Here is a 25302-nt window from a genome sequence, read left to right as displayed (position 1 = left end):
TTCAGCCTGGCCGCCGGCTCCTATCGCTTCGTCCTGGCCGACCCTTCCACCAGCACCGAGCAGATCCTCGCCGCCCATGCCGCGCGCAGCTCCGGCGATGGCTCCTCGCCCCGCAGCATCTCCTTCGAGCTGCGGGATTAGTCGCTCCAGTTCAGGGCGGATTCCGGCAAGCCGCTGGAGGGGCCCCAGGCAGCCGCGATACGGCGCGCGTGGTCGAGCACTTCCCTGTCGGCATGGAGTTTCACCGGCCCCCGGCCGCGCTCGCGCACTTCCCTTCGAGCTTCGCGCAGCAAGGCGCGGGCGCGGTAAGCGGGCGCCGGCAACCGACCGGCCAGGCAACTCGTGCAAGGAAGGGTGAAGGCCTCGGTCACTGAGGGCCCGCGGCGCTGGCGGGTGATCTGCCCGAGGCAGAACTCGGTCAAAGGCAGCAGGCGATGGCGCGCCCGGTCGGCGGCCAGGGCCTCAGCCAGAGCCTGACTGACCGCATGACGCGATGCCGCCAGTCGCATGTCGATGAAGTCGATCACGATCAGGCCGGCGAGATTGCGCAGGACGATCTCCCGTGCGGCAGCGCGAGCGGCCTCCAGGTTGGTGCGCAGCGCGGTCTGCTCCAGGTCGCCCTGGTCCATGTCGTGTCCCGAGTTGACGTCGACGGTCACCATCGCCTCGGTGCGCTGGATCACCAGTCTCCCGCCGCCGGGGAGTTCGGCCTGGCTCTCCAGGCAGTGGGCCAGGGCACGGTCGAGGCCGAAAGCCTCCACTGCAGGAACAGGGCCCTCGTGCAAGCGCAACACCGGCGCCTTGCCCACCGGCTCGGAGGCGAGAAAAGCCTTGATCGTCGCCAGGGCATCCTCGTCATCGGCGATGATCTCCATCTCGCCTCCGGCCAGGCGATCCCGGACGAAGCGCAACACGCGGTCTTCTCCCGGCTCCACCAGGGCGGGGCAGCCGAGGCTCTCGGCGCGCCGGCCCAACCGCTCCCATTTCTCGACCAGGTGCTGCAGCGCCTCGGCGATCTCCTCCCGGCTCGCCCCACCCGCTGCCGTGCGCAGGATCACTCCATGCTCGGCGGGAGCCACCTCCTCGAGCACCGCCCTCAGCCGCTCCCGCTCCGCGGCGTCCAGGCGGCGACTGATCCCGCGGTGACGCCCACCAGGCGCGAGGATGGCCAGGGTGCCGGCCAGGGAGATCTCGACGGTGGCCCGGTGTCCCTTGCCCGCCGCCGCCTCGCGAACGAGCTGGACCAGCACACCCTGTCCCACCCTGGGCAGCGGGGTCACCTCCCCCCGCGTCGTCGGTGCCACCAGGAGCAGATCCCGGGCCAGACCCACGTCGACGAAGACGGCGTTCATTCCCGAAGCGCTTCGAACCACGCGCCCCTTGAAGATCGCCCCCCCCAGGCTGTCGTCGCCCAGGGGCGCGACCCGCACTTCCGCCACATGGTCGTCCTCGAGGCGAGCGAGCCAGCGCTCTCCCAAGTCGGTAGCCACCACCAGGCGGGAGCGGTGACAGGAGTCTTCTCTCACCGCCCACCTCCTCTCAGGCCGAGCGGGGCAGGCCCTGGCGGCCCGCGACCAGCGGTGAAACATCCAGGTGCCCCACGCGAGCCACCTGGCGGGTACGCAGGATCTCCGCCTCCTCGAGCGCATCTTCACCGACAATGGCGGCGATCACCTCGCGGGGGCGGGCCGATCCCCGCTCGGTGAACCGAATCTCGAACTCCAGCTCGCCGGCGGCGCCGACCCCGGCCCAGGCCACCAGCGGCCGCAAATCGATCCGGCGCAGCTTGCCCTTGCGCAGCCGCTCGACGACGACGGTCTGGCGACCGAGAAAGGCTGCCACCCGGCGCCGAACCTCCTCGCCGCCGATTCCCGGCAGAAAGGCCCGGTAGCCGGCCCGAACGATGTCCTCCTGCAGCGAACGCGATCCGGGGGCCAGGCCCACCAGGGCCCGAATCGTCAGCCCCTCGGAAAGGTGGCGATTGATCCAGGCGAGGGATTCGCCGCCGGCCAGCGGCGTGTGGGTTTCCAGGTCGGCGTACTCTGCCACCGAAGCTATGCCCAGGGCCAGGGCCGGGCCGAGAGAGATCTTCGGCCGGGGCTTGAACCCCTGGGAGTAGGCCAGCTGAATGCCGGCGCGGCGCAGACCGTGAAGCAGGGCCCGCACCAGGTCCAGGTGACCGAGAAAACGGGCCCGGGAGAGCTTCTCGAAGTGGATCCGGTAGCGATAGACGGGCCGCGGCGGTGGCTCCTCCTCACCTTCGGCAGCACCGGATCCCGCGGCAGGCTCTCGCGCCACCACAGCCCGCGGCGCCACCTCGAGCCCATTCCAGTGCTGTTCGGCGACGATGCCCTTGATGCACTCCCGGGCGAAGGGGCCGCAGGCCGTGCAGGCGGTGGACGAGCAGGGCACGACGGTGGCCACCCGGCAGGCCTTCTCGTATTCCCGCTCGAGCCAGCGGCGACGGATCAGCGGATCGACAACCTCCCAGGGCAACTCGGCCTTCAACGGCAACTCCCTGGTGGCCAGATGGTCCGCGTCGATCCCCTGGCCGGCGAAGGCTTCGCGCCAGACCTCCACCCGAAAATGCTCCGTCCAGCCATCGAGCACCGCACCCCGCCTCCAGGCCTCGTAGATCGCGGGGGCCACGGAGCGATCGGCCCGGGAGAGCACGCCCTCGAGCCAGGATTCTCCGTGATGGTGATGGCGGAACTGCACGCCCCGGGGCACCCGGCGACGGATCAGTTCCTGCTTGGCCATGAACGCTTTTTCGCTCTGCATGCCAAACCACTGAAAAGGTGTGAACACCTTGGGCACGAACGTGGAGGCCGAGAGAGTGACCTTGACCCGCTTGCCGCCGATGCGCCTTCCCTGCTCGAGGATGCGCTCGGCCAAGTCCACCTGGGCTTCCACGTCCTCGGTGGTCTCGGTAGGCAAGCCGATCATGAAATAGAGCTTGATGGTGGTCCATCCCGCTTCGAAGGCCAGTCGCGTCGCCTCGAGAATCTGGGCTTCGGTGAGGTTCTTGTTGATCACGTCCCGCAGGCGCTGGGAACCTGCCTCGGGGGCGATGGTGAAGCCCGTCTTGCGCACCCGGCGGACCTGGGCGGCAAGGTTCTCGGTCATGGTCGACGCGTGTAACGAAGAAAGGCCGACGGAGACCGAGCGCGGCTCCATCTCGTCCATCAACTGCGTCAGCAGCGGCTCGATCGCCCCGTACTCACCCGTGTTCAGTGAAGTCAGGGAGAACTCGTCGTAGCCGGTGGCCTCGATGGAACGCCGTACGCCCTCGCGCACCTGGGCCGGATCTCTCTCCCGCGTCGGTCGATAGATATATCCAGCCTGGCAGAAACGACAGCCCACCGGACAACCCCGCTGGATCTCCCAGGACACCCGATCGTGCACGATATCGCCGTGGGGCACGACGATCTTCTCCGGAAAGGGCACGGAGTTGAGATCGTAGAGAATGCGTCGGCGCACCTTTTCCGGCGCGCCGCCGCCCGGCCGGGGTCGCGGGATGAGCTGCCCGGTCAGCGGCTCCGGCTCGAGGTCGTAGAGGGCCGGAACATACCACCCCTCGAGATCTGCGATAGCCGAAAGGATCTCCCCGCGGCTGCGTCCTTCGGCCCGCAGTCTACGATAGAGAGTGATCATCTCGCCGAAAGCCTCCTCCCCCTCTCCAATCAGGATCAGGTCGAAGAAGTCGGCGAAGGGCTCCGGGTTGACCAGCACCGGCCCGCCCCCCAGCACCAGGGGATGGCTTTCCTCCCGGTCGGCGGACCGGGGGGGTATGCCGCCCAGATCGAGCATCGTCAGCACGTTGGTGATGGTCAGCTCGTATTGCATGGAAAAGCCCACCAGGTCGAAGCGTCCCAGGGGCTTGCGGCTCTCGAGAGTGGTCAGGGGAAGGTCCCGCCGGCGAAGCTCGGTGAGCATGTCGATCCAGGGCATGAAAGCCCGCTCGGCGGCCACCCCCGGCATGGCGTTGAGCAGCGCGTAGAGAATACGGAACCCCAGGTGGGACATGCCGATCTCGTAGAGGTCGGGAAAGGCCAGCACCACGGACACGTCCACTTCCGCGGCCGGCTTGACTACCGAATTCCACTCTCCGCCGATGTAGCGGGTGGGCTTTTCGACCCGCGTCAGCAGGGCGTCGAGGCGGCGCAACAGATCGCTGCGCCCCCCATCGGGTCCATCCATCGGCTTACCTCCAGTGCCGAGTGAAGCATATCCGCCCTCCCCCCGTGGCTCAAACGCCCGCCCGGCGGGCACTTCGCCGGCCCGACCGAAACCACGCCCGGAGGGCTACAATGGCCGGAGACGCTGAACGCCGGAGATCGACGATGAAGGCCATGGTGCTCGAACAACCGGGACTGCCCCTGGCCCTCCGCGAGGTGGACGATCCCCATCCCGGACCGGGCCAGGTGCTGCTGCGGGTGAGAGCCTGTGCGGTCTGCCGCACGGACCTGCATATCGTCGACGGTGATCTCGAGGCGCCCTCCGGTCCCCGGATCCCCGGTCACGAGATCGTCGGTGAGGTCATCGCCTGCGGTAGCGGGGTCAGGGACCTTCGGCCCGGCCAGCGGGCGGGCGTCGGCTGGCTGGGCTGGACCTGCGGGAGCTGCGCGTTTTGCAGCCGCGGGCAGGAGAACCTCTGCGATGAAGCCCGCTACACCGGCTACCACCTCCAGGGGGGCTACGCGGAGTTGGCAGTGGCCGACGCCCGCTACTGTTTTCCGATCCCCGACGCCTACTCCGACGTGGAAGCCGCGCCCCTGCTCTGCGCGGGACTGATCGGTTACCGCTGTCTGACGATGACCGGCGACGCCCGGCGGCTGGGACTCTACGGCTTCGGCGCCGCGGCCCACATCGTCGCCCAGATCGCCCGCTACCAGGGTCGTTCCGTGCTGGCTTTCACCCGGCCCGGAGACCGGCAGGCCCAGGACTTCGCCCGTAGCCTGGGCGCCGAGTGGGCCGGCGACTCGGATCGATCGCCTCCCGCCCCCCTGGACGCAGCGATCCTCTTCGCCCCCGTGGGCGACCTGGTGCCGCTGGCCCTCGGAGCGGTACGCAAGGGCGGTGTGGTGGTCTGCGGGGGCATCCACATGAGCGATGTCCCCTCGTTTTCCTACACCCTGCTCTGGGGAGAACGCATCCTGCGCTCGGTGGCCAACCTGACCCGCACCGACGGACACGGCCTGCTCGCGCTGGCTGCCGAGGCGAAGGTCCGAACCCGCACCACCGTATTTCGGCTCGAGCAGGCCAACGAGGCCCTCGACAGCCTCCGCGCGGGTCGCCATGAAGGCGCGGCGGTTCTCGCGCCGACGGCGGACTGAGAGGCTCCCGCCGGCCCGGCCCCGGCGAAGCCCCGAACCGCGTCACGGCAGGCAACCGCCGGAAGGCCCAGGCTCTGTCCATCCCGGCGTCGCCGCCGGGGAGAGGAGAACGACGATGAAGACCAACGTAGGCACCCTCGATCGCATCCTCCGCGTGCTCATCGGCCTCGGCCTGGGCTCGCTCTTCTTCCTGCTCGAGGGCCCGATCCACTTCGTCGGGCTGATCGGCATCGTCCCGCTGGGAACGGCGGTTCTCGGCTCCTGCCCGCTCTACGCGCTGTTGGGCCTGAGCACCTGCCCGCTCGACAAGCAGTAGCCCCAAACCTCAGAGAGCGTCGAGGGCCTGGCCCAGGTCGTGCTCGAGATCCGCCGTCGACTCGCAACCCACCGCCAGGCGCACCAGGGCCGGGCTGATGCCGGTGGCTTCCAATTCGGCCTCCGAGAGCCCGGCGTGCGTCATCGAGGCCGGGTGTTCGATCAGGGTCTCCACACCACCGAGGGAGACCGCCAGCGTCGCCAGGCGCACGCGGGTCATCAACGCCTTGCCCGCCTCGTAGCCCCCGGTCAGTTCGAAGGCGATCATGCTGCCGGGACCTTCCATCTGGCGGGAAGCCAGCACCCGCTGGGGATGGCTGGCCAGCCCGGGGTAGATCACCCGCGAGACGGCCGGGTGGTCTTCGAGCAGGCGCGCCAGGCGCTGGGCGCTGTCCTGGGCGGCCCGCACCCGCAGGGGAAGGGTTTTCAACCCACGCAGAACCAGCCAGGACTGGTGCGGATCCATCGAGGCGCCGAAGTAGATCCGCGCATGCAACAGCTTCTCGTGCAGTTCGGGAGTCCGGGTCACGATCACCCCCCCGACCACGTCGCCATGCCCGTTGATGTACTTGGTGGTGGAGTGCATCACGATATCGGCACCCAACGCGATGGGCCGCTGCAGCACCGGCGAGGCGAAGGTGTTGTCCACCACCATCAGCGCCCCCGCCCGGTGGCAGGCCTCGGCGCAGGCGGCCAGATCGCTCAGCCGGAGAGTGGGGTTGGTCGGTGTCTCGATGAACACCAGCCGCGTGTGGGGCCGCATGGCCCGGGCCAGGTTTTCGGTCTCGCTGGTATCCGCGAAAGTCGCCTCGACACCGAAACGAGCCAGGTCGTGCTCGAGCAAGAGTCGGCTCGGCCCGTAGACCGTATCGGTCATCACCACGTGATCGCCCCGGCCGAGCAAACCGAGGAAGATCGTCGAGACGGCTCCCATGCCGCTGGCCACGGCGATGCCCCCATGCCCGCCTTCGAGGGACGCCACGCAGTCCTCGAGCATCTTCGTCGTGGGATTCGCCAGGCGGGAATAGATGTAGCCCTCCTCCTCCCCGGCGAAACGCCGCGCCCCCTGTTCGGGGGACGAAAACGCAAAAGTGGAAGTCTGGTAGATCGGCGGCGCGACGGCCCCATATACCGGATCCGGCGCCTGGCCGGCATGAATCGCCCGCGTCTCGATGCCACTGTTCCGGGGAAGGTGCGCAGAATCCTTGTGCTCGGCGTCTTGGGACATTGGGTCTGGGGCTCCTGGGCGGCATTTCCGCGGAGAACGCGGCGGGGGGGAAGGGGCTGTGCCTACCGGCAGTATAACCCGGGCGGACCGACGCGGCTTGACACCCGGTAGAGGATGACGGAGCCTTCGTTCCCCACGGATTTCCCCCCCCCAGCCGGAGCCCAGCATCATGCGCCAAGCCGTCGTCCTGATCACCGGAGCCGCGGGTGAGATCGGCCACGCCCTGATCACCCGGATCGCCGAGCAGAAGGCGGAAATTCTGACCCTCGATCTGCAGGCCCTGCCCCCGGCACTCGAAGAACGGGTGACCCAGCACTTCGTCGGTTCGATCCTCGACGACGAGGTGCTCGACCGGATCCTCGCCCGCTACGAGGTGGACACGGTCTTTCACCTCGCCGCCCTGCTCTCCACGCGCAGCGAGTTCACACCGCTCACCGCGCACCAGGTCAACGTGGAAGGTACGATCCGCCTGTTGCGCTTCGCCCAGGCCCAAGGCCTGAGTCACGGTCGAACGGTACGGTTCTTCTACCCCAGCTCGATCGCCGCCTACGGTCTGCCCGACCTGGCCGCCAAGGCCGCGGCCGGCGCCGTGCGCGAAGAGGACTGGGGGCGGCCGATCACCATGTACGGCATCAACAAGCTCTATTGCGAGCAGCTCGGCCGCTACTTTCAATGGCATTACAAGCAGCTCGACGCGGAGCCCCAGGCCCGGCGTATCGATTTTCGGGGCATCCGCTTCCCCGGGCTGATCAGTGCCGAGACGGTGCCTTCGGGAGGCACCAGCGACTTCGTCCCCGAGATGATCCACGCCGCAGCCCAGGGGCGGCCCTACGCCTGCTTCGTCCGCGAAGACGCGCGCATTCCCTTCATGACCATGCCCGACGCTGTCGATGCCATCTTCGCCCTGATGGGCGCCGATGCCGCGCGGCTGCGCAAGAACGTCTACAACATCGCCGCCTTCAACCCCTCGGCGGGAGAGGTGAGCGAAATCGTCACCCGCCACTTCCCGGCCGCCGAGATCCGCTTCGAACCGGATCTCAAGCGCCAGGCCATCGTCGATTCCTGGCCCGCCGCCGTGGACGACGGGGCAGCCCGGGAAGACTGGGGCTTCGATCCCCGCCACGACCTGGAAACGGCTTTCGAGGCCTACCTGCTCCCGCGCATCCGCCAGCGCTACAGTTGAGTCAGGCGTTGACCAGGCGCCGGAGACGGACGGAGGCGACCAGGCCGAAGGCCAGGAAAGTCGCCACCAGGGACGACCCGCCGAAAGAGAGAATCGGCAGCGGTACGCCGATGGTGGGCAGGATCCCGGTCACCATACCCACGTTGATGAAGATCTGCCCCGCCCAGATGCTGGCGATACCCACGCACAGGAAGGTGCCCAGGGCGTCCTGGGCGATGGCCGCCGTCCGCAGGGTGCGCAACAGCAGCGCGAGGTAGAGAGAGAGCACGGTGATCACGCCGATCCACCCCACCTCCTCGGCCACCACCGCGAGAATGAAGTCGGTCTGGCGGGCCGGCAGGAAATTCAACCGCGACTGGCTGCCGCGAAACAGCCCCTTGCCGGCCACCCCGCCCGAACCGACGGCGATGCGGGACTGGATCACCTGGTAGCCGGTGCCGGAAGGATCCCGGCCAGGATCGAAGACCGTCAGAATCCGCTCCTTCTGGTAAGGCTTGAGGACCACGAACCAGACGATGGGAGCGGCCAGCGCGGCGATCAGGGCCAGGCTGACCAGCACGCGGGGGCGAATACCGGCGAGCCAGGAGACTCCGAGGAAAAGCGGGACGAAGGTCAGCGCCGTGCCCATGTCCGGCTGAATGGCGATCAGGGTCATGGGCGCGCCCACCACCACCCCCAGGAGCAGCAGCCTCGAAAGGCTGAGCTTGCCCCGGCTCCCGCAAGCGAAGGCCGCCACGGCCAGGGCGACTACGGGCTTCATCGGCTCCGAAGGTTGCAAGCGCACCGGCCCCAGTTCCAGCCAGGAGCGGGCCCCGGAGATGGGACGTGCCACCAGCGGCAGGGCCGCGAGCAGCAGCAGCCCGGCACCGTAGAAGAACGGCCACAACTCGGCCCAGTCGTGATAGTCCACCCGCTGCACCAGCAGGAAGACGGCCACGCCCACCACCAGGTAGAGCACCTGGCGGGTGGCGGCGGGAGTCCAGAGAGCCGCCTCGTCGCCGTGGGTCGCCGAGGCCACGGCGATCACGGAAATCAGACCCAGCAGTACGAGCTGGAGCAGGGTGGTGGTGTCGGTGCGCTCTTCAAAGGCCGCCATCGCCCCCCCTCCGGACGACCCGACGCGGCTGCGCCGGTGCCCATTCCCCCCTGCGCTGGAGGTATCCGCGTACCACCTCCCGCACGATGGGAGCCGACAGCTCACCTCCATGCCCACCGTGTTCGACGACCACCGCCCAGGCCAGTTCGGGATCGGGCACGGGACCAAAACCGATGAACAGGGCATGGTCCCCGGGATCATGCTCCGCGTCGAGGGCGACCACCTGGGCGGTGCCGGTCTTGCCGGCCAGCACGACTCCCGGAATCTGCGCCTTGCGGGCGGTCCCCCCCGCACCCTGTACCACCGCCACCATCGCCCGGGTCAACTCCCGGATCACCGCCGGCGAGAGTCCCGTGGGCTCGGGGGCGGCACCTTCGCGCCGACGCAGGAAGGGCCGCACCCGCCATCCCCCGTTGGCGATCACCGCCGCCTGTACCGCCAACTGGATCGGCGTGACATTGAGAGGTCCCTGGCCGATCGCCACCGAAATGGTCTCGCCCGGGAACCAGGACTCGCCCCGGGTACGCAGCTTCCACTCCTCCGACGGCACCAACCCGCTGACCTCCCCCCCCAGGTCCAGGCCCGTGACCGTCCCCAGGCCGAAGCGTCGCGCCCACTTCTCGATGGCTTCGATGCCCAGCCGTTGGCCGAGAGTATAGAAAAAGATGTTGCACGACCGCTCGATGGCCTCCTGCAAGCCGATCTCGCCGTGCCCCCAGCGGCGATGGCAGTGGCGCACCTGGCCGTAGAAACGTGCCTGTCCCCCGCAGAAGATCTTCTCTCCGGGCGCGAGCACGCCTTCTTCGAGAGCCGCCGCCGCGACGATCAGCTTGAAAGTCGAGCCCGGCGAGTAGACACCGGCCACGGCGCGATTCTGGAGGGGACGACGAGGGTCCTCCCGCAGCGCCTTCCAGGTGGCGGCCGACACACGACCGGCGAAGAGGTTCGGGTCATAGGCCGGGGCGGAGTAGAGGGCACGCACCGCGCCGTTACGGGGGTCGATGAACACCGCCGCGCCGGCATGGTCTCCGAACGCTCGGGCCAGGTCGGCCTGCATCGCCGCGTCGAGAGTGGTGGTCAGGGTCTGGCCGTGCCGGGCGGGCCGTTTGGTGGCCACCACCATCAGGGGGCGCCCGCTGGCGTTGACTTCCTCGAGCACCAGGCCGTGACGACCACGGAGGAAGTCGTCCCAGGCCCGCTCGACACCGATCCGCCCCACCCGGTCTCCAGGCAGCAGTTCCAGTGTGTGCCGCCTGACCTCGTCTCGCGTGGCCTCCCCTGTGTAGCCCAGCACATGGGCCGCCGCCGCGCCGAGAGGATAGTAGCGCTTGGCCTCCACCACGACCTCCACGGCGGGAAGCTCCACGCTTCGGGCCTCGATGCGCGCGGCCGTCTCGAGCCCCACGTCCGGCATCAGCAACACGGGGAGAAAGCGGGGCCGGTCCTTCTGCCGCTCATAGAGTTCGAGGATCGGTCCGGGATCGACGCCGAGTCGATCCGCCAGGCGTTCGATCACCGCGACGGGGTCCGCGCAACGCTGACGGTCGAGTCTCACCGAGAAAGAAGGACGGTTGGTCGCCAGCAGTACGCCGTGGCTGTCGCGGATCGTTCCGCGCACGGGACGCAGGATCTGCTGGCGCAGGCGATTCTCTTCGGCCTTGCGACGGTACTCCCCCCCCTGAACCACCTGCAGGTACCAGAAAACACTGCCGTAAAGGACGAATCCGGCCACGATCAGCAGCTTGAGCACGAGCAGGCGACGGCCGAGCATCCGCGAGTACTGGTAGTCGCGGTAAGGCTTGAGATGGCGGTAGTCGAGCCTCAAGTCTCGAACCCTTTCCATCGGATCGCCAGGGCCCGCGCCAGCAGCCCGAGCGCCGTGTTGAGCAGGATCGCAACGATCCACATCCCCACCCCCGGGATCTGGGCGGCAGGCCGATCGAAGGCCGCGGCGAGACCGAGTTGGAGTCCCCAGCTCGCCGCCGTGGCGGCGGCCAGGGCCAGCATGGTGGAAAAAGGCTGCACCAGGTCCACCCAGCCGGCGAGCAGGGAGAGGAAGAACACCACCACCAGGTAGATGAAGGCGAATTCGCCGTACCAGCGTCCAAGCCAGGCGTCCTGAAGGACGCCGGCGAAGAGGGCCGCGCCCAGCGCCCTGTCCATTCTCCCCGGCAAGGCGGCGAGCACGGCCAGCACCAGCATCGGATCACCCGCCAGGGCCGGAGTCGGCCACAGGCCGAGTCCCGCGCGCAACACCACGCCGCCACCCGCCAGCACCAGCAGGGCCTTGAGCCTCATCGGGCTCCTCCCTCGACCGCCTCGCCGGATCGAGCCTCACGTCCGGCGGCGCCGACGGGAGGCAGCAGCAGAACTTCCTCGAGCCGCGACGCGTCGAAAGCGGGCTCCACCGCCACGCTCCAGGTCAACGGGGAACTCTCCTCGAGGCTCCGAACCCACCCCACCAGCAAACCGGGGGGATAGAGGCCATCGAGGCCGGAGGTGACCACCTCGTCCCCCACGGCGATGGGCTTGTCCTTGGGCACGTACTCGAGGGGCAACCAGTGAGCCGGCCCCCGGTTGCCGCCTCGCAGAATGCCGGCAAAGCGCTCGTCCTGGTGCCGGACGGCGACGCCGCTGTCCGGGTCGGAGATCAGCATCAGTTCGGAGAGACGGCTGCCGGCATGGACGATCCGCCCCACCACTGCGGGGCCCTGAAGAGCGATCCAGTCTTCGCTGACGCCCCACCGGCGCCCGCGGTCGACCACCACGGCCCGGCTGAGGGGGCCTTCGCTGACGTAGGAGACGACACGGGCCACCACACCACCCCGGAAAGGGTCGACCTGTCGCAGATCCAGCAGGGCCTGGAGCCGACGGATCCGCCTCGCCTGGTCTTCCCGACGGGCCAGCCGGGCGCGGAGCAGGGCTATTTCCCGTCGCAGTCGACGGTTTTCTTCCTCCGCCCCCCGCAAGGCCACATAGCCCCGCCAGGCGCCGGACAGGGAACTACCGGTCCAGGCGACGGCGCCGACCACCGGCGCGGTCAGGGCGCGCACGACGTTGCCCAGCGCGCTGCGGGAATCCTCTCTCTGCACCTGGGCCGCCATCAGCGCCAGCAGGACCAGTGCCGTGGCGAGATAGAGGAGGGTGACCTGCCGCTGGGTCATACATGCCGCTCAATCGATGCAGACTTTCCGGAGAAGATCGAAGTCGGTGAGCATCCGCCCGATGCCCAGGGCCACCGAGGCCAGGGGTTCCTCGGCCAGGCTGACCGGCAGCCCGGTTTCTTCCCGCAGCCTCTTGTCCAGGTTACGCAGCAGCGCCCCGCCTCCCGCGAGGATGATACCCCGGTCTCCGATGTCCGCCGAGAGTTCCGGCGGAATCTGCTCGAGGGCCACGCGGGTGGCGTCCACGATCACGGAAGCGGTGTCCGCCAGAGCCTCGCGAATTTCCTCGTCGCTGATGGCGAGAGTCTTGGGGATCCCTTCGACCAGGTCCCGCCCGCGGATCTCCATGCTCATCTCCTCGTCGAGGGGGAAGGCCGAACCGATCTTGATCTTGATCTCTTCGGCGGTCCGCTCCCCGATCAGGAGATTGTGCTTCTTGCGGATGTACTGAATGATCGCCTCGTCCATCTCGTTGCCGGCAACCCGTACGGAGCGGCTGTAGACGATCCCCGCCATGGAGATCACCGCGATGTCCGTGGTGCCGCCGCCGATGTCGATGATCATGTTGCCGGTGGGCTCGGTGATGGGCAGGCCCGCACCGATGGCGGCCATCATCGCCTGTTCGACCAGGTAGACCTCGGTGGCCTTGGCCTTGTAGGCCGAATCACGCACCGCCCGCTTCTCGACCTGGGTGATCTCGGAGGGCACGCCGATGACGATCCGGGGCCGGACGCCCAGTCGGCGGTTGTGGGCCCGGCGAATGAAGTACTCGAGCATCCTCTCGGTGTGCTCGAAATCGGCGATCACGCCGTCCTTCATCGGCCGAATGGCCATGATGTTGCCCGGCGTCCTGCCGAGCATCTCCTTCGCCTCGCGCCCGACGGCCTCGACCCGGCCCGTCTTCTGGTTGACGGCGACGATGGAGGGTTCATTGACGACGATTCCCTTGCCCCGGGCGAACACGATGGTGTTGGCCGTGCCGAGATCGATCGCCAGATCGTTGGAAAACAAGGAAAGCAACGAACGAGGCCAGAATGCCAACCCGGTTCCTCCCCGGAAAGCCCCGCCCGGGCGGGGAAAGGAGCCCTTAGCGGGCCCAAGCGAGTGTCCTGGACGGGTCCTGCCCCATCGGGTGGAAGCGCCCGGGCGCCATCGAAGGTCGCCACCGCGCCGGCTCCCGGGCCAGCAGAGACCGGATACAGCGGCACATCGCGGCCTCCAGCGAACAAATGCTAGCGGCAGCGACGTTTCGGCACAACATGATCAGGTGGGGACGAGCACGGTTTTCCCGCTTTCACCGGCCACGTGCACTCCATCCTTGCCTGAATTCTTCACGTGGTACATGGCTGCATCGGCAGCCGCCAGCAGAGTGGCCGCCGTCGGGCCGTTTTCGGGCCAGGAGCCCACGCCGATGCTCGCCGAGAGCCTCACCTCCAGGTCCATCTCCCTCAGGAAGACCTTCTGCCGGATCTTCTCGCAAATTCTGTCGGCCATGACGCGCGCCCCGGCGGCGTCGGTTTCGGGCAACACCACGGTGAACTCGTCGCCCCCCCAGCGGGCCACCACGTCGATCTCCCTGACGTTTTCCCGCAGCACCTGGCCCACTTCCACCAGGGTCCGGGATCCGGCCATGTGACCATGGATGTCGTTGACCTGCTTGAATCCGTCCAGATCGAGGAAGAGCATCGCCACCGGGTGGCCGTAGCGGGCAGCCCGCTTGGTTTCCCGGCGCAGGTAGTTCTCCATGAAGCGGGCGTTGTAGAGCCCTGTCAGGTCGTCGGTTACCGTCCGCTCCTCGAGCTTGCGGAAGAGTTGGGCGTTGTCCAGGGCGATCGCCGCCGGCTCCATCAGGGTCTGCACCAGTTCCACCGAGTAGGGCAGAAAGCGACCCTCGGCCGGGTCGGCGAACTCGGCCACGCCGATCACCCGCCCCCGGCTCGAAAGAGGCGCGGCCAGGACCCGGTGAGGCAGCTCCCCCGGCCACTCCCGGGCCCATTCGCCGGCCGGGCAGGGTCCCGGAGGCCGGAATTCGAGAACTCTCCGGGAGCGGGCGGCCCGGGAAGCCAGGCCCTGGTCGAAGCTGCACTCCGCAGCCGGAGCCGGCCGCGAGGGGTCGTCACGCCAGGCATCGAGGCGTAGCAGGGATCCCCCCTCGTCGACGCGATAGAGCCGCCAGCGCTCGCTCCCCACCCGCTCGGCGGCCCGTTCCATGATGTAAGACGAGACCATCGAGGGGTCGAGCAACGAACCGGCGGCCTGGATCGTGTCGGAAAGCAGGACGAGCCGCTCTTCGAGCCGTTCGATCCGCCCCGCGTCACGGGCCGCCCCGCGGCGCAGGCGGATCCGCTCGGCAGCCTGTCCGGAGAGCAGGGCCAGCACCCCCCGGCCCAGGGGAGCTTCGACCTGGGGCAGGTCCGCGGACCGCCGGGTCCACTGCCGGCCCGCCGAGGCGTCCGCGGGCACGACGACCCACTGCCGCTCCCGGTAGCGCCGCCGGAGAGCCGTGAGCCGTCGGAGATGGTCGGCCGTGGGTTCTCCGGCCACCAGGACGAGAGGCGCGGCGGGCAGCGCAGGCAGGGCACCTTCCGCGGAGAGCCGAACCTGGACCACCTGCCGCGCCGCCGCGCGGGAAAGCGCGGCGAAAGCACGACCCGGCCCCCTGAGGAGCACGGCGAGAGGACGGCTGGTGGTTTCAGTAGACATCGACGTAGGCGTACCCCACCCGATTCGTCTCGTTGCCGGCCGCATCCTGGGCCTGGAAGCGGATCCGATTCTCTCCATCGTGGTGCAGCTTGATCACCCAGGTGAAGCGACCGTCGTCATCCACATCCACGCGCTCGCCGGAGATCCAGACCAGGGCGCCGGGCTCGGAGCGCCCCGAAATGATCGCGTTGCTGCCCACTACGAGGATCTCCGACACCTCGAGGGGCGGCGGCTGGGTGTCGTCGGGGTCCTGGAACTTCTCGCCGAGCACCCGAAACTTGCGCGTATCGGACCACCGACCCGGGTCACCATCGCCGTCGACGGCCGCAATGCGCCAGTAAAAGGTCCCTTCGGGCAAGGCAGGCAGGTCGCAACGGGCTTCGACGACCTGCTTTTCCTGCAGGATCGTGCCGAAAGCCGGGTGCCGGGAGAGCTGCACGCGGTAGCTCTCGGCTCCATCGACGGCGAACCAGTCGAGTTGGATGCGCCGGCTCTGCGGAGCGAGGAAGGTCCGCGCATCCGGCGGGTTCTTCGGCAGAGGGGGCTCGAGGATCTTCTTGCTGTCCACGATGCGTCCCTGCTGGATCGAGACCCGGGTCAGGGGGGCGAGCGGGACCTGTTGATCACCGGCCCGCAGACTCACCTCGCCGTCGAGAGCCACGAACTCGGAGGTGCCCTTCTCACGGTCATGGGCCACCCGGAATTCAGACTCGGTCCGAGCCTCGAGGGCAGCGCTGGCGGTGGACACCTCGTGCACCGAGTCGACCCCTTCACTTTCGTGGGTCGAACCATGAACCCGGCCCCAGGCGAGACGCTCGGAAACCCGCTGCACCCCCTGGGATTCGTCCCGGAACAGTTCCCGGATCTCGAGCAAGGTGCCCGGCTGGACGGTGAGCAGGGTGCCGTCGAAGAAGACGAGCCGGGCCCGGCCACGGGTACCGGTGCGAATCTGGTCCCCCATGGCGAGCAGTGCCCGTTCGCTGGCGGACTCCCACATGAACTGCCCGGCCCGCTTGATCCGCACGTCCCCGTCCACGCGGGTGATCCGGACCCCCGGCTGCCCCCCCTCTTCCGCCGGCCCGAGAATCTGCACCGCCAGATCCCGCGCCGTACCCGCCTCGGTCAGGGCCTCCCCGTACACCTCGTCGACCAGCGCCCGGCGCGCCAGGTCCAGGTGGCGCTGGGCCCGGGTCAGCAACTCGCCCCCGGAGACCTTTTCCCGGGCCTGGCCGACGGCCTCCTCGGCGACGGCCACGGCTCGAGCCGCCCGCTGGGCCAGGGGCAGGCCGTCGCGCCCGAACCACCACCAGGCCCCGCCCCCCCCCGCGGCCAGCACGACGAGCACCAGGGCGATCAGCGTCCGGGTCCGTACGTAGACCCAATCCACCGCCACGCGGGGGGTTGCCCGGCCAGGATCGGGAATCGACGTCATGGGCTTCCTCTCCGCGGGTCGCCGAACACGATGGCCCGGATCCGTTCCCCATCGTGCGAAAACGCCTGCCGCGCGCCGGCACGCCGGCGCATCGGGGACCGCCGGCGCCCGGGCCCGTCCCGGGCGCCTCGAAGTTAACTTGGTTCCGCAGGCCAGGGCGCGCAAATCCGCTCAGATCAAGGCAAGTTGCCGCTGCCCGAGGGGTGCGGTAGGCTTCGCGGCGGCCAAGGGCTCGCCCGGCCGGAACGGGGATTCTTACTGTGCTCAACATCTTCAGGTCGAAATTCAGCCGGCTGAAATGGGTTCTTTGGCTGGTAGTCATTTCTTTCGTGCTCTTCTTCGGAGTGTCCTGGTGGCAGCCGGCGGACCCGCGCACCCAGCGATGGGTCGCCACTGTCAACGGCGAGGAAATCTCGCCCCAGCTCTGGTACGACCAGGCCCAGAGCCTCGAACGCCAGTACCGGCAGATGTTCGGCGCCCGCTACGAGGAGGTCGCGAAAAACTTCAACGTCCGCGCCCAGGTCGCCGAGCAACTGATCCAGCGTCGGCTGGTGGTCCAGGATGCACAGCGGATGGGCCTGGCCGTCTCCCAGGCGGAGTTGGCCAGCGTGATCCGTTCGACTCCGGTCTTTCAGAACGAAGACGGCGTCTTCGTCGGCAAAGAAGAGTACGAGCGCCGGGTGCGGCGTATCTCCTCCTACAAGACGGCCGCGGAATACGAGGCCTTCCTGCGGGAGGAACTGCTGGTTCGCAAATGGCGCAACCTGCTGCTGGCTTCCATCGACGTCTCGCCCGAGGAAATCGAAAAGGAATACCGCCGTCGTCACGAGCGGGTGGGCTTCGACTTCGTCGCCCTCGACTACTCCCGCTACGAGAAAGATCTCAACCCCTCCCCCGCAGAGCTGGCCGCCTGGTACGAGGCCCATCGTGACCGGTACAGCCAGGGCGAGGGGCGGCGGGCGGTCTATCTCCTCTTCGACGACAGCGTCGTCGGGGACACCGTCTCGGTCAGCGACGAAGAGATCCGGAAATACTACGAAGAGAACCCCCAGCTCTTCACCCGTCCCGAGGAGCGGCGGGCGTCCCACATCCTGATCAAGGTCGAGCCGGACGCCGACGAAGCCACCGTGGAGAAGGCCCGCGCCCAGGCGGAAAGCCTGGCCGCCCGGGCCCGCTCCGGGGAGAGCTTCGCGACCCTGGCCGCGGCCCACTCCGACGATCCGGGGAGCAAGGCCCAGGGAGGCGATCTGGGGTGGTTCGCCCGGGGGCGGATGGTTCCCGAGTTCGACGACGCCGTCTTCGGCATGGAGAAGGGCGCCATCGAAGGCCCGGTCCGTACGGCCTTCGGCTTCCACGTGATCCAGCTCGTCGATGTGCGCGAGCCGGGTACGCGCCCCCTGGAAGAGGTCCGCGAGCAGATCGCCGCCCAACTGCGTTTCCCCCTGCTGCGGGAAGCCGAGAAAAAAGCCGCCGGGGAGTTCGCCGCGGCCGCCACGGATCTCGAGACCTTCCGCCGCGCGGCCGAGGCCAAGGGCCTCGAACTGCGGGACACCGGCGTGATCTCCCGCAGCGGCACGATCCCGGGCATGGGGCCGGTGCCGGAGATGGTCAAGGCCCTGTTCGCGCTCGAACCCGGGCAGGTCAGCGAGGTTCTCTCGCTGCCCCGCGGCGAGGTGATCCTGGCCCTCCAGGACGTGGTCGACGACTACGTGCCGCCCCTCGAGTCCCAGCGCGAGCGGATCCTGGCCGACTTTCGGCGGGACAAGGGCCGCGCCCTGGCGATCGAGGCCCTGCGTCGGGCCGCCGAGAGATCCGGGGGGGATCTGGCCGGGGTGGCCCGTCGACTGAAGGTGGAGCTGCAGAAGATCGATCCGCCCATGATCCGGGGAGCGGAGATGCCCGTCTTGGGACGGGACGACCAGGTCGAGAGCGCCGCCTTCAATGCTCCCGAAGGCGAGATCACCGGCCCGGTGGAAGGCTCGAAGGCTGCCGTGCTGCTGCGGGTGACCCGGCGGGAAGAGCCGGACATGGCCAAGCTGGCCGACGAGCGGGACGCGATTCGCGCCTCGCTGATGACCCCCCTCGGAGAGCGGCTGATCCAGCAGCGCATCGTCGCCCTGCGGGAGGGCGCGGACGTGCAGCAGAACCCCGCCATCTTCCGCTCCGAGGGCTGAATCCCGCTCCCGTCGGGGATCCCCGCAGAGCGCCGGCCCGGGCTTACGATTCCGAAACCACGCTTGCGAAACAAGGCGTGGAGCCTGGCCCGTCGCAGGTCTAGATTGGGTGTCGGGAGGAATCCATGGCCGAACACCCGAGTTTCGATACCCTGCAGCGCGCCACCCGGGCCTGGACCAGCGGCCGGCGCAAGGAAGCCCTGGCCCTGGCCGAGGCCGCCTGGCACATGGTCCAGGAGATCCCCGGCGCCCCACCCCAGGCCGCCCTCGTGGAATCCTGGTACGGCTACCTGCAGGCTCGGGTGGAAGGCAAGACGGCGGAGGGGCTGGAGCGGGTGCGCCAGGCGGCCAAGACGGCCTTCTGGGAGCCCCAGACCTTCGTCCACCTGGCGGAACTGGAGCTGCTGGCGGGATCGCGGCGGCGCAGCCTGGCCGCCATCCGCCGCGGCCTGGCCCTTTCCCCGGACAACAAGGACCTGGTCCGCCTGCGCAAGGGCCTCGGCTTACGCCGCCGCCCCCCGCTGGGCTTTCTCGACCGGGCCCACCCGCTCAACCGCCTTCTCGGCCAGCTCCGCCATCGGGGAGAGATCTCCGCCGGCTGACGCGCACCGGCCGTCAGGGCAGGGTATGATCACCGGTCCCGCAACCGGACCGAGCCGACCCACCCGGTCGAGGAGCATCCCTGGCCATGGCATTCCAGACTTGGGAGAGCGTACTGGTCGCCCTGCTGGTGCTGATCGCGGCGACGTCTTTCCTCCGCGATCTGTGGGGCAAGCTGGCCCTGATCCGCAAGGGCGACTCGGATCGGCCCCGCACGGACCACCTCGGAAGCCGCCTGGCCCGGGTGTTCAAGGAAGTGCTGCTGCAAAGCCGGGTGATCGGCGGCCGCCCCGTGGTGGGAGCGATGCACGCCGCGGTCTTCGGCGGCTTTCTCTTCTTCGGTCTCGAAACCCTGGACCACTTCCTCGAGCCCTTCGGCCTGCACCTGCTCGACACGCTGCTGGGCCCGGCGGTTCCCGCATTCAAGGCCCTGCTCTCGCTGTGGGCGGTGGTCGTGATCGCGGGCATCACGGGCCTGGCCTTGCGCCGTTTCGTCTTCGTCCGCTTCTCCCCCGATCCCAAGTCCTATTCCTCCGGCCTGGTGGCCGCCCTGATCGTCCTGCTGATGGCCACCTTCCTCTATGGACAGACGGACCCGGGCGAAAGCGCGGCAAAGGCCAACTGGTGGGCCCACGCCCTGGGCATCCTGGTCTTTCCCGGGCTGATCCTGCGCTCCAAGCACTTCCACATCGTCATGGCTCCCTTCTGCGTCTTCTTCCGCACCGAGCGCCTGGCGGAGATCCTGCCCCTCGACCTGGACATGGAAGCACTCGAGGAATCCGGCGAAGCCTTCAGCCTGGGGCTCGAGACGCTCGGCGACCTGAGCTGGAAGCAGCGCATGGACTTCCTGACCTGCGTCGAGTGTCGCCGCTGCACCGATCACTGCCCGGCGGCCCTGGCCGGCCAGGCCCTCGATCCGCGGGGCTTCATCCTCCAGGGCCGGCAAGCCATCTCGGCCGGGGACGACGGCCAGCCGGTGATCGGTCCGGTGATCAGCGAGACCGCCCTGGGGCAGTGCACCTCCTGCGGCGCCTGCGAGAGCATCTGCCCGGTGGGGGTCGAGCACCTGCAAGTCCTGACGGGAGCCAAACGGGCCCAGGCCCTGGCCAGCGGCACGGGCATGGTGGCCGCCGAGTTTCTCAACGAGGTGGAGCGGACGGGCAACGCCCTGGGGGCCCCACGATCCGACCGGCGGCGCCTGCTCGAGGAGGAACGCCTGCCGGTCTACGAGCCCCGCCGCAGCGAGGTCCTGCTCTGGATGGGCTGCATCTGGAATTACAACCCCCAGGCCAAGAGCGCCGTGCGGGCCATGGCCAAGGTGCTCGACGCCGCCGGGGTGCGCTGGGGCGTGCTGGAGAGCGAAAAGTGCTCGGGCCATCACAGCCGCCGCCAGGGGGAGGAGATGCAGTTCCAGACCCTCGCCGGCGAAAACATCGAGGCCATCCGCAGCGCCGGCGTCCGGCACATCGTCGCCCCCTGCCCCCACTGCGTACACACCCTCTCCCGGGAATACCCTCAGCTCGACGAGGGCTTCCAGCCCCGCGTCCAGCACCACAGCCAGTTCCTCAGGGAACTGGTCGACCAGCGCCGTCTGCGTCTCGACCCGGCCGCCGGGGCCGCCCGCCGGGCGACCTACCACGACCCCTGCTTCCTCGGGCGCTACGAGGGGGTCTTCGAAGCGCCTCGCCAGTTGATCCACGCCACGGGGCTGGACCTGGTCGAGATGGAGCGTCACCGCTCGCGGGCCGTGTGCTGTGGCGGCGGCAACGCGGGTTTCGTGCGGGAGCAATCGGTGGAGACGCGCATCGACCAGGTGCGCGCCCGGCACGTGGCGGACACCGGTGCCGAGCTGCTGGTCACCTCCTGCCCCGAATGCATGATGATGCTCTCTCCGGCCACCCGGGAAAACCTGGACCTGGTGGAAGTCGTCGCCTCGGCCCTGATCCAGGAGTCCTGACGCCCGAGACCGCCCGCCGCCTGGCCCGACGGGTCATCAGTCCTCGATGCAGGGCGACACTCCCACCACCCCGAAAGGGTCGGCAGCCAGGCAGATGCGACAGCCCACACAGCGCTCGGCCTCGATCACCACGCCCTGGCCGGACGGGGCGGGGCGGAACACGTCGGCGGGACAGAAGGACAGGCAAGGCGCCGGCCGGTCGCGGGTGCAGTACCGGCGGCACTGCTCGGCATCGATCAACCAGGCTCGCGCCGCGGCGCCGCCGGCGCGAACGCTGAAGGTCTCTTCCCGGGGCAGCTCCGGCACCGCCACGGGGAAGTCCGCGCCCCCCAGCCGCGGATCCCGCCGGGGGGTCAGGGGCTCGAGCAGCCTGGCCGTCGCCAGGGCCATCGCACCGCGGGCGGCGAGGGGAGCGAAACGGCGGCCGGCGAAGAGTTGCTGTCCCACCACCGAGTCCTTGACCTGGCGGTCGTAGGCCATCAGCCGCGCCGCCGCGCACTCCCCCTCCGCCACGGCTCCCCTCAGGGTACGGCCCGCCCGCGCGCCGGAGAGCAGGGCCAGGTCGGCCCCTTCCAGCGTCCAGGGGTCGAAGAGTCCCCCCGCCGAACCGGCCAGGACGGCGCCCGCTGCGGCCAACCGGGGCAGGCTCCAGTAGCCGCCAAGGGGCAGCAAACCGGCACGGCGGGCCAGCAGTTCGGCGCCCTCGAGCCGACCGGCGACCACCGGATGACGGCGCCAGCGGCCATGGAGCGCCCAGGGATCGATCCCCGCGGCTCGCGGCCCGACTTCCACGAGGAAGCGGACGGTCACCCGGTCGGCGCCCTCGATGACGACGCCCCCTCCGAAAAGACCCCGGGGCGCCGGCCAGCCGAAGCTCCGCAGCACCTGGCCGGAGCCGGGCTGACGCTCCGACCGGCGCCAGGTTTCCTCGATCAGGCCACCCCAGGTCGGCGCGCCCTTGCCCTCGCCGAGCCGAGCCGCGTCGAACAAGGCCCGGGAGAGTGAGCCGGCGCTGCCGTCGGCGATACAGGTCCCGGCAGCCCGGAGGGGGTCGCGCCGAAGGCCGGCGGCGGACCCCACCACCGCCCCCACGACCCGCTCGCCACGGAAGAGCAACGACAGGGCGCGGGCCCCGGGATGCGTTTCCACCCCCTGCTCCCGGGCGGTCGCCTCCAGGGCGGCGAGCAACCGGTCACGATCGTAGACGCGGTGGTCGCGCCGCGGGCCGCTGCCCTTCCAGGGCAGCCGGCGCCAGCGCCGCGGGCCGGCCCACAGGGCCTGGTCCGATTCCACGGCCCATCCGTCGGGCATCCTGTCGCCCAGCAATCCGCGGGCCTCCCGCTGCGCTTCGGGAGAGAACAGGACCAGGGGGCCCGGCGCGCCCCCCCTCCCGCCACCGACCAGGTGCACCCTCAGGCGGCGTTCTCCCGGCCTGGAGGAACAGGCGACGGCGGCGGCCAGGCCTGCCAGGCCGCCGCCGATCACCAGGATGTCCGCCTCGACGGCGGTGCTGCGCCTTTTCCTCTTGCCCAAGCCCGGCACCTCCTCCCGCGGGGCGCGATCATCCGCGTATTCGACTCTCCCCGTCAACGACACCCCGACCGGCGAGTTGCGCCCCGGCCTCGGGGCGGCGACAATCCGGCCGCGCGAGCAACCGGCCGCAGGGCCGGGCGCGGCCGCGAAGAGCGAGGCTCGAGTCGACGATGAAGCGCTCCCTGATGATCCTGGCGGCAACCCTGCCGGTGACACTGGCCCTGCTGACGGCGGGCTGCAACGACGACGTCCTCGTCGATCCCGGCGAACAGCGCATCGTGGTGGGCATCACCCCGACCCAGGTCTGCCCGGATCCCGAAACCCAACTCGGCCAGGCCACCGCCGTGGCCACGATCTTCGCCGACGACGGCCAGGTGGTGGGCAACGCCGCGGTGACCTTCTCCTCCGACAGCGGCGGTTCCTTCGACCCCGCCACGGCCGTCACCGCCGAGATCAGCGGCCAGGCGACCTCGGTCTTCTCCGTCGAGCGCCTGGACGGACGGGCCATCGTCGTCACGGGAACGCTCGACGCGACGGGTGAGTCGGATACCGCCGAGCTGCTGGTACCCGGCCCGACCTTCGCCCGCTTCGCCCGCATCGTCCTGGTGGACCCGCCCCAGATCGATCCCCCCCTGGTGGCTCCACGCTCGGCGAGCCTGGCCCTCGAGGTCTCGCCCTCGTGCAACCTCGCGGAGATGGAGTTCACCCTGAGCTGGGATCCGGCCATCGCCGCCCTGTCCACCTTTCCCCCCGGACACGCCCAGGAAGGCGAGCCCTACATCCTGACGGACTCACTCTTCGACCAGGCGGACTTCAGCACGCCGGAGAAGGAAACGACCCTCGAAGTCACCTCCTCTCCCGGCCAGGTCCACGTGCGCTACTACCGCAGCGACACGCCCCAGACCGGATTGACCTTCGGAGGCGCCCGGCAGTACCTGATCCTGGTTTTCGACGGCCTCGCCGAAGGCACAGCCGACATCCGTCTCGACTCGTTGAGGCTGGCGCCCTCCTTCGGGCCCGACTATCCATTGCCCGCCGACATCAGCGTCGATCCCCTGGTCTTCGTCGACAGGCCATGAAGACCGGGCCCGGCCGACAAGATCCGGCCCGTGGCCGCAGCCTGGCAGATCGCGGTTCGCTCTCGCCACGGGAGGACCTGAGCGCCGCCGAGATCCTCCGCCAGCCCCTGCCCTACGGGCACCGGCCGCTGGGTCGCGTTCTCGCCCGCCTGGTGCTGGCCTCGTTCCGCGAGCGGATCCTCCACGTCGAAGGCCTCGAACACCTGGCCCCGCACCAGGATCCCCTGATCCTGGTGCTCAACCACAGCCAGCGCGTGGAGGCGGTGCTGATCCCCACGCTGCTGATCGTCGCGCGGGCGGGGAAACTGGTGCACTTCCTGGCAGACTGGAACTTCCGCCTCTACCCCGGGTTGAACCTGATCTTCCGCCTGTCCGAGACGATCACGGTGGTCCGCAAGGACGCGCGCCCCCGCTTCCTCAACCTGCTCAAGCCCCTCTACCGGCCGGACCACCCCCCCCTGGTGGAGGCCCGCCGGCGGTTGGAGGCGGGCGCGGCGGTGGGCATCTTTCCGGAAGGAACGGTCAACCGCGATCCGGGCCGGCTGCTCGCCGGACACCCCGGCGCCGCCCGCCTCTCCCTCGAGACCGGGGTCAAGGTGGTCCCGGCCGGCATCCGTTTTCCGGAACATCCACCGGACCGGCCGATCTCCGACAAGGCCCGGCTGGCGCTCCATGTGGGCGCCCCCCTTCATCCTCCCACCGAACACGTGGGGCGGCGGGCACCGGCAGCGGCGGTCAGATCATGGCATCATCGGCTGATGTCCGAGCTGGCCCGACTCTCCGGCAAGACCTGGCAGCCTCGGGCCACGGGAGGCGCGTGATGGCACTCAAGGATCGGATCGCGGTTTTTCGCGTGGAGTCCGCCGAACAGCGGGAGCAGGCCCTCGAGGTGCTGGCCTCGACCTACCGCGACGAGAAGCGTTGGGTCGGCGACGAACACACCCAACTCCCCGAAGCCGACCTGAGCCGAGACGACATTTCCTGGTTCACCGTCACGGTCGATCGACGCCCGGTAGGGGTGCTGCGCGTCCTCTACGATCCGCCGCTCGAACTCTACGCCAAGTACGGCTTCGAATTGATCGGCAAGGACCTGGACGTGGAGCAGTTCGTCCGTGATCACCGGATCGCCGAGATCGGCCGTTTCGCCGTCCTTCCCGAGTACCGCAAGTTCATCATCGTCGTCGCGGCCCTGATGAAGGCGGCGAGCACGGAGACGGTGACCAAGGGCTACACCCATTACATCACCGATGTCTTCGAGGACGACCCCCACAGCCCCTACCAGTTCCACACCCGGGTGATGGGCTTCGAACCCGTCGCCACCCACGAAGTGGGCGAACTCAACTCCCGTTCCCGCCGCATCACCCTCGTGCTCGATCTGAAAGCCTCCTACATGCGGCTGAAGAAGCGTGGCGGGTGGATCTTCCGGCTGTTCACCGGCGATTGGGACGAGACGCTGCACAGCCAGATGACGTCCTGAACCGGCGCGGCAGCCGGCCGGAAAG

General features: G+C 69.2%; 20 protein-coding genes. 9 read left to right on the top strand and 11 right to left on the bottom strand.

The window, feature by feature from the left end; genetic code table 11:
- Positions 1-137: 137 nt before the first annotated feature.
- Complete coding sequence (locus Q9Q40_04600) at positions 138-1526, bottom strand: ribonuclease E/G (protein ID MDQ7006490.1); 1389 nt, start codon at positions 1524-1526, stop codon at positions 138-140.
- A gap of 13 nt (positions 1527-1539) precedes the next feature.
- Complete coding sequence (locus Q9Q40_04595; protein MDQ7006489.1) at positions 1540-4200, bottom strand: TIGR03960 family B12-binding radical SAM protein; 2661 nt, start codon at positions 4198-4200, stop codon at positions 1540-1542.
- Positions 4201-4343: 143 nt separating this feature from the next.
- Here Q9Q40_04595 and Q9Q40_04590 point away from each other — a divergent pair, with 143 nt between their 5' ends.
- A complete protein-coding gene (locus tag Q9Q40_04590) occupies positions 4344-5336 on the top strand; it encodes a zinc-dependent alcohol dehydrogenase family protein (GenBank protein ID MDQ7006488.1) in 993 nt (330 codons plus the stop codon).
- Positions 5337-5451: 115 nt separating this feature from the next.
- Complete coding sequence (locus Q9Q40_04585) at positions 5452-5652, top strand: DUF2892 domain-containing protein (protein ID MDQ7006487.1); 201 nt, start codon at positions 5452-5454, stop codon at positions 5650-5652.
- Positions 5653-5661: 9 nt separating this feature from the next.
- On the opposite strand, the gene Q9Q40_04580 is transcribed toward Q9Q40_04585, so the two are convergent.
- Positions 5662-6879 carry a PLP-dependent aspartate aminotransferase family protein gene (locus tag Q9Q40_04580; protein ID MDQ7006486.1) on the bottom strand — a complete coding sequence of 406 codons (1218 nt, stop codon included), beginning with the start codon at positions 6877-6879 and terminating at the stop codon, positions 5662-5664.
- A gap of 169 nt (positions 6880-7048) precedes the next feature.
- Between Q9Q40_04580 and Q9Q40_04575 the strand changes: the two genes are divergently transcribed.
- Positions 7049-8062, top strand: coding sequence for an NAD-dependent epimerase/dehydratase family protein (locus Q9Q40_04575; protein MDQ7006485.1), 1014 nt, complete (start codon positions 7049-7051; stop codon positions 8060-8062).
- A 1-nt stretch (position 8063) separates the two neighbouring features.
- Here Q9Q40_04575 and rodA read toward each other — a convergent pair whose 3' ends face one another.
- The 7 genes from rodA to Q9Q40_04540 form a co-directional block, all read right to left on the bottom strand.
- Positions 8064-9158: a rod shape-determining protein RodA gene (gene rodA, locus Q9Q40_04570; GenBank protein MDQ7006484.1), complete on the bottom strand. Its 1095-nt coding sequence runs from the start codon at positions 9156-9158 to the stop codon at positions 8064-8066.
- Entirely contained in the window at positions 9145-10983 is a 1839-nt protein-coding gene (gene mrdA / locus Q9Q40_04565; protein MDQ7006483.1) for a penicillin-binding protein 2, read from the bottom strand. The genes rodA and mrdA overlap by 14 nt, the downstream gene beginning before the upstream one ends.
- On the bottom strand, positions 10980-11456 hold the full coding sequence (locus Q9Q40_04560) for a hypothetical protein (protein MDQ7006482.1): 477 nt from the start codon (positions 11454-11456) through the stop codon (positions 10980-10982). Before Q9Q40_04560 ends, mrdA begins: the two co-directional genes overlap by 4 nt.
- Positions 11453-12322 carry a rod shape-determining protein MreC gene (gene mreC / locus Q9Q40_04555; GenBank protein MDQ7006481.1) on the bottom strand — a complete coding sequence of 290 codons (870 nt, stop codon included), beginning with the start codon at positions 12320-12322 and terminating at the stop codon, positions 11453-11455. Before mreC ends, Q9Q40_04560 begins: the two co-directional genes overlap by 4 nt.
- 9 nt (positions 12323-12331) lie before the next feature.
- A complete protein-coding gene (locus Q9Q40_04550; GenBank protein MDQ7006480.1) occupies positions 12332-13363 on the bottom strand; it encodes a rod shape-determining protein in 1032 nt (343 codons plus the stop codon).
- 222 nt (positions 13364-13585) lie between these two features.
- Entirely contained in the window at positions 13586-15025 is a 1440-nt protein-coding gene (locus Q9Q40_04545) for a sensor domain-containing diguanylate cyclase (protein ID MDQ7006479.1), read from the bottom strand.
- On the bottom strand, positions 15015-16457 hold the full coding sequence (locus Q9Q40_04540) for a FecR domain-containing protein (GenBank protein ID MDQ7006478.1): 1443 nt from the start codon (positions 16455-16457) through the stop codon (positions 15015-15017). Before Q9Q40_04540 ends, Q9Q40_04545 begins: the two co-directional genes overlap by 11 nt.
- A 260-nt stretch (positions 16458-16717) precedes the next feature.
- Between Q9Q40_04540 and Q9Q40_04535 the strand changes: the two genes are divergently transcribed.
- From Q9Q40_04535 to Q9Q40_04525, 3 genes are all read left to right on the top strand, one after another.
- Positions 16718-18631: a peptidyl-prolyl cis-trans isomerase gene (locus tag Q9Q40_04535; protein MDQ7006477.1), complete on the top strand. Its 1914-nt coding sequence runs from the start codon at positions 16718-16720 to the stop codon at positions 18629-18631.
- Positions 18632-18756: 125 nt separating this feature from the next.
- Positions 18757-19233, top strand: a complete 477-nt coding sequence (locus Q9Q40_04530) for a hypothetical protein (protein ID MDQ7006476.1) — start codon at positions 18757-18759, stop codon at positions 19231-19233.
- Positions 19234-19319: 86 nt separating this feature from the next.
- Positions 19320-21188 (top strand): (Fe-S)-binding protein, encoded by a 1869-nt coding sequence (locus Q9Q40_04525; protein MDQ7006475.1) that lies wholly within the window; start codon positions 19320-19322, stop codon positions 21186-21188.
- Between the two features lie 36 nt (positions 21189-21224).
- On the opposite strand, the gene Q9Q40_04520 is transcribed toward Q9Q40_04525, so the two are convergent.
- Positions 21225-22721, bottom strand: coding sequence for an FAD-binding protein (locus Q9Q40_04520; protein MDQ7006474.1), 1497 nt, complete (start codon positions 22719-22721; stop codon positions 21225-21227).
- A 170-nt stretch (positions 22722-22891) separates the two neighbouring features.
- On the opposite strand from Q9Q40_04520, the gene Q9Q40_04515 reads away from it, so the two are divergent.
- From Q9Q40_04515 to Q9Q40_04505, 3 genes are read left to right on the top strand one after another with little or no spacing between them, the layout of a single operon-like run.
- On the top strand, positions 22892-23800 hold the full coding sequence (locus tag Q9Q40_04515; GenBank protein MDQ7006473.1) for a hypothetical protein: 909 nt from the start codon (positions 22892-22894) through the stop codon (positions 23798-23800).
- Positions 23797-24621, top strand: a complete 825-nt coding sequence (locus tag Q9Q40_04510) for a lysophospholipid acyltransferase family protein (GenBank protein MDQ7006472.1) — start codon at positions 23797-23799, stop codon at positions 24619-24621. Before Q9Q40_04515 ends, Q9Q40_04510 begins: the two co-directional genes overlap by 4 nt.
- On the top strand, positions 24621-25277 hold the full coding sequence (locus Q9Q40_04505) for a GNAT family N-acetyltransferase (GenBank protein MDQ7006471.1): 657 nt from the start codon (positions 24621-24623) through the stop codon (positions 25275-25277). Before Q9Q40_04510 ends, Q9Q40_04505 begins: the two co-directional genes overlap by 1 nt.
- Positions 25278-25302 lie beyond the last annotated feature (25 nt).

The sequence above is a fragment of the Acidobacteriota bacterium genome (assembly GCA_030949985.1).
Lineage (GTDB): Bacteria > Acidobacteriota > Polarisedimenticolia > J045 > J045 > JALTMS01.
The sequence above is the reverse complement of the archived record's forward strand: the minus strand, read 5'-3'. Positions and strand labels throughout refer to the sequence as shown.

Excerpts from the sequence above, each read along its gene's own strand:
- rodA (MDQ7006484.1), bottom strand. The coding sequence starts at position 9,158 with ATGGCGGCCTTTGAAGAGCGCACCGACACCACCACCCTGCTCCAGCTC.
- Q9Q40_04525 (MDQ7006475.1), top strand. The coding sequence starts at position 19,320 with ATGGCATTCCAGACTTGGGAGAGCGTACTGGTCGCCCTGCTGGTGCTG.
- Q9Q40_04510 (MDQ7006472.1), top strand. The coding sequence starts at position 23,797 with ATGAAGACCGGGCCCGGCCGACAAGATCCGGCCCGTGGCCGCAGCCTG.
- Q9Q40_04560 (MDQ7006482.1), bottom strand. The coding sequence starts at position 11,456 with ATGAGGCTCAAGGCCCTGCTGGTGCTGGCGGGTGGCGGCGTGGTGTTG.
- Q9Q40_04585 (MDQ7006487.1), top strand. The coding sequence starts at position 5,452 with ATGAAGACCAACGTAGGCACCCTCGATCGCATCCTCCGCGTGCTCATC.
- Q9Q40_04580 (MDQ7006486.1), bottom strand. The coding sequence starts at position 6,879 with ATGTCCCAAGACGCCGAGCACAAGGATTCTGCGCACCTTCCCCGGAAC.
- Q9Q40_04575 (MDQ7006485.1), top strand. The coding sequence starts at position 7,049 with ATGCGCCAAGCCGTCGTCCTGATCACCGGAGCCGCGGGTGAGATCGGC.
- Q9Q40_04530 (MDQ7006476.1), top strand. The coding sequence starts at position 18,757 with ATGGCCGAACACCCGAGTTTCGATACCCTGCAGCGCGCCACCCGGGCC.
- Q9Q40_04545 (MDQ7006479.1), bottom strand. The coding sequence starts at position 15,025 with ATGTCTACTGAAACCACCAGCCGTCCTCTCGCCGTGCTCCTCAGGGGG.
- Q9Q40_04505 (MDQ7006471.1), top strand. The coding sequence starts at position 24,621 with ATGGCACTCAAGGATCGGATCGCGGTTTTTCGCGTGGAGTCCGCCGAA.
- Q9Q40_04515 (MDQ7006473.1), top strand. The coding sequence starts at position 22,892 with ATGAAGCGCTCCCTGATGATCCTGGCGGCAACCCTGCCGGTGACACTG.
- Q9Q40_04590 (MDQ7006488.1), top strand. The coding sequence starts at position 4,344 with ATGAAGGCCATGGTGCTCGAACAACCGGGACTGCCCCTGGCCCTCCGC.
- Q9Q40_04595 (MDQ7006489.1), bottom strand. The coding sequence starts at position 4,200 with ATGGATGGACCCGATGGGGGGCGCAGCGATCTGTTGCGCCGCCTCGAC.
- Q9Q40_04540 (MDQ7006478.1), bottom strand. The coding sequence starts at position 16,457 with ATGACGTCGATTCCCGATCCTGGCCGGGCAACCCCCCGCGTGGCGGTG.
- mreC (MDQ7006481.1), bottom strand. The coding sequence starts at position 12,322 with ATGACCCAGCGGCAGGTCACCCTCCTCTATCTCGCCACGGCACTGGTC.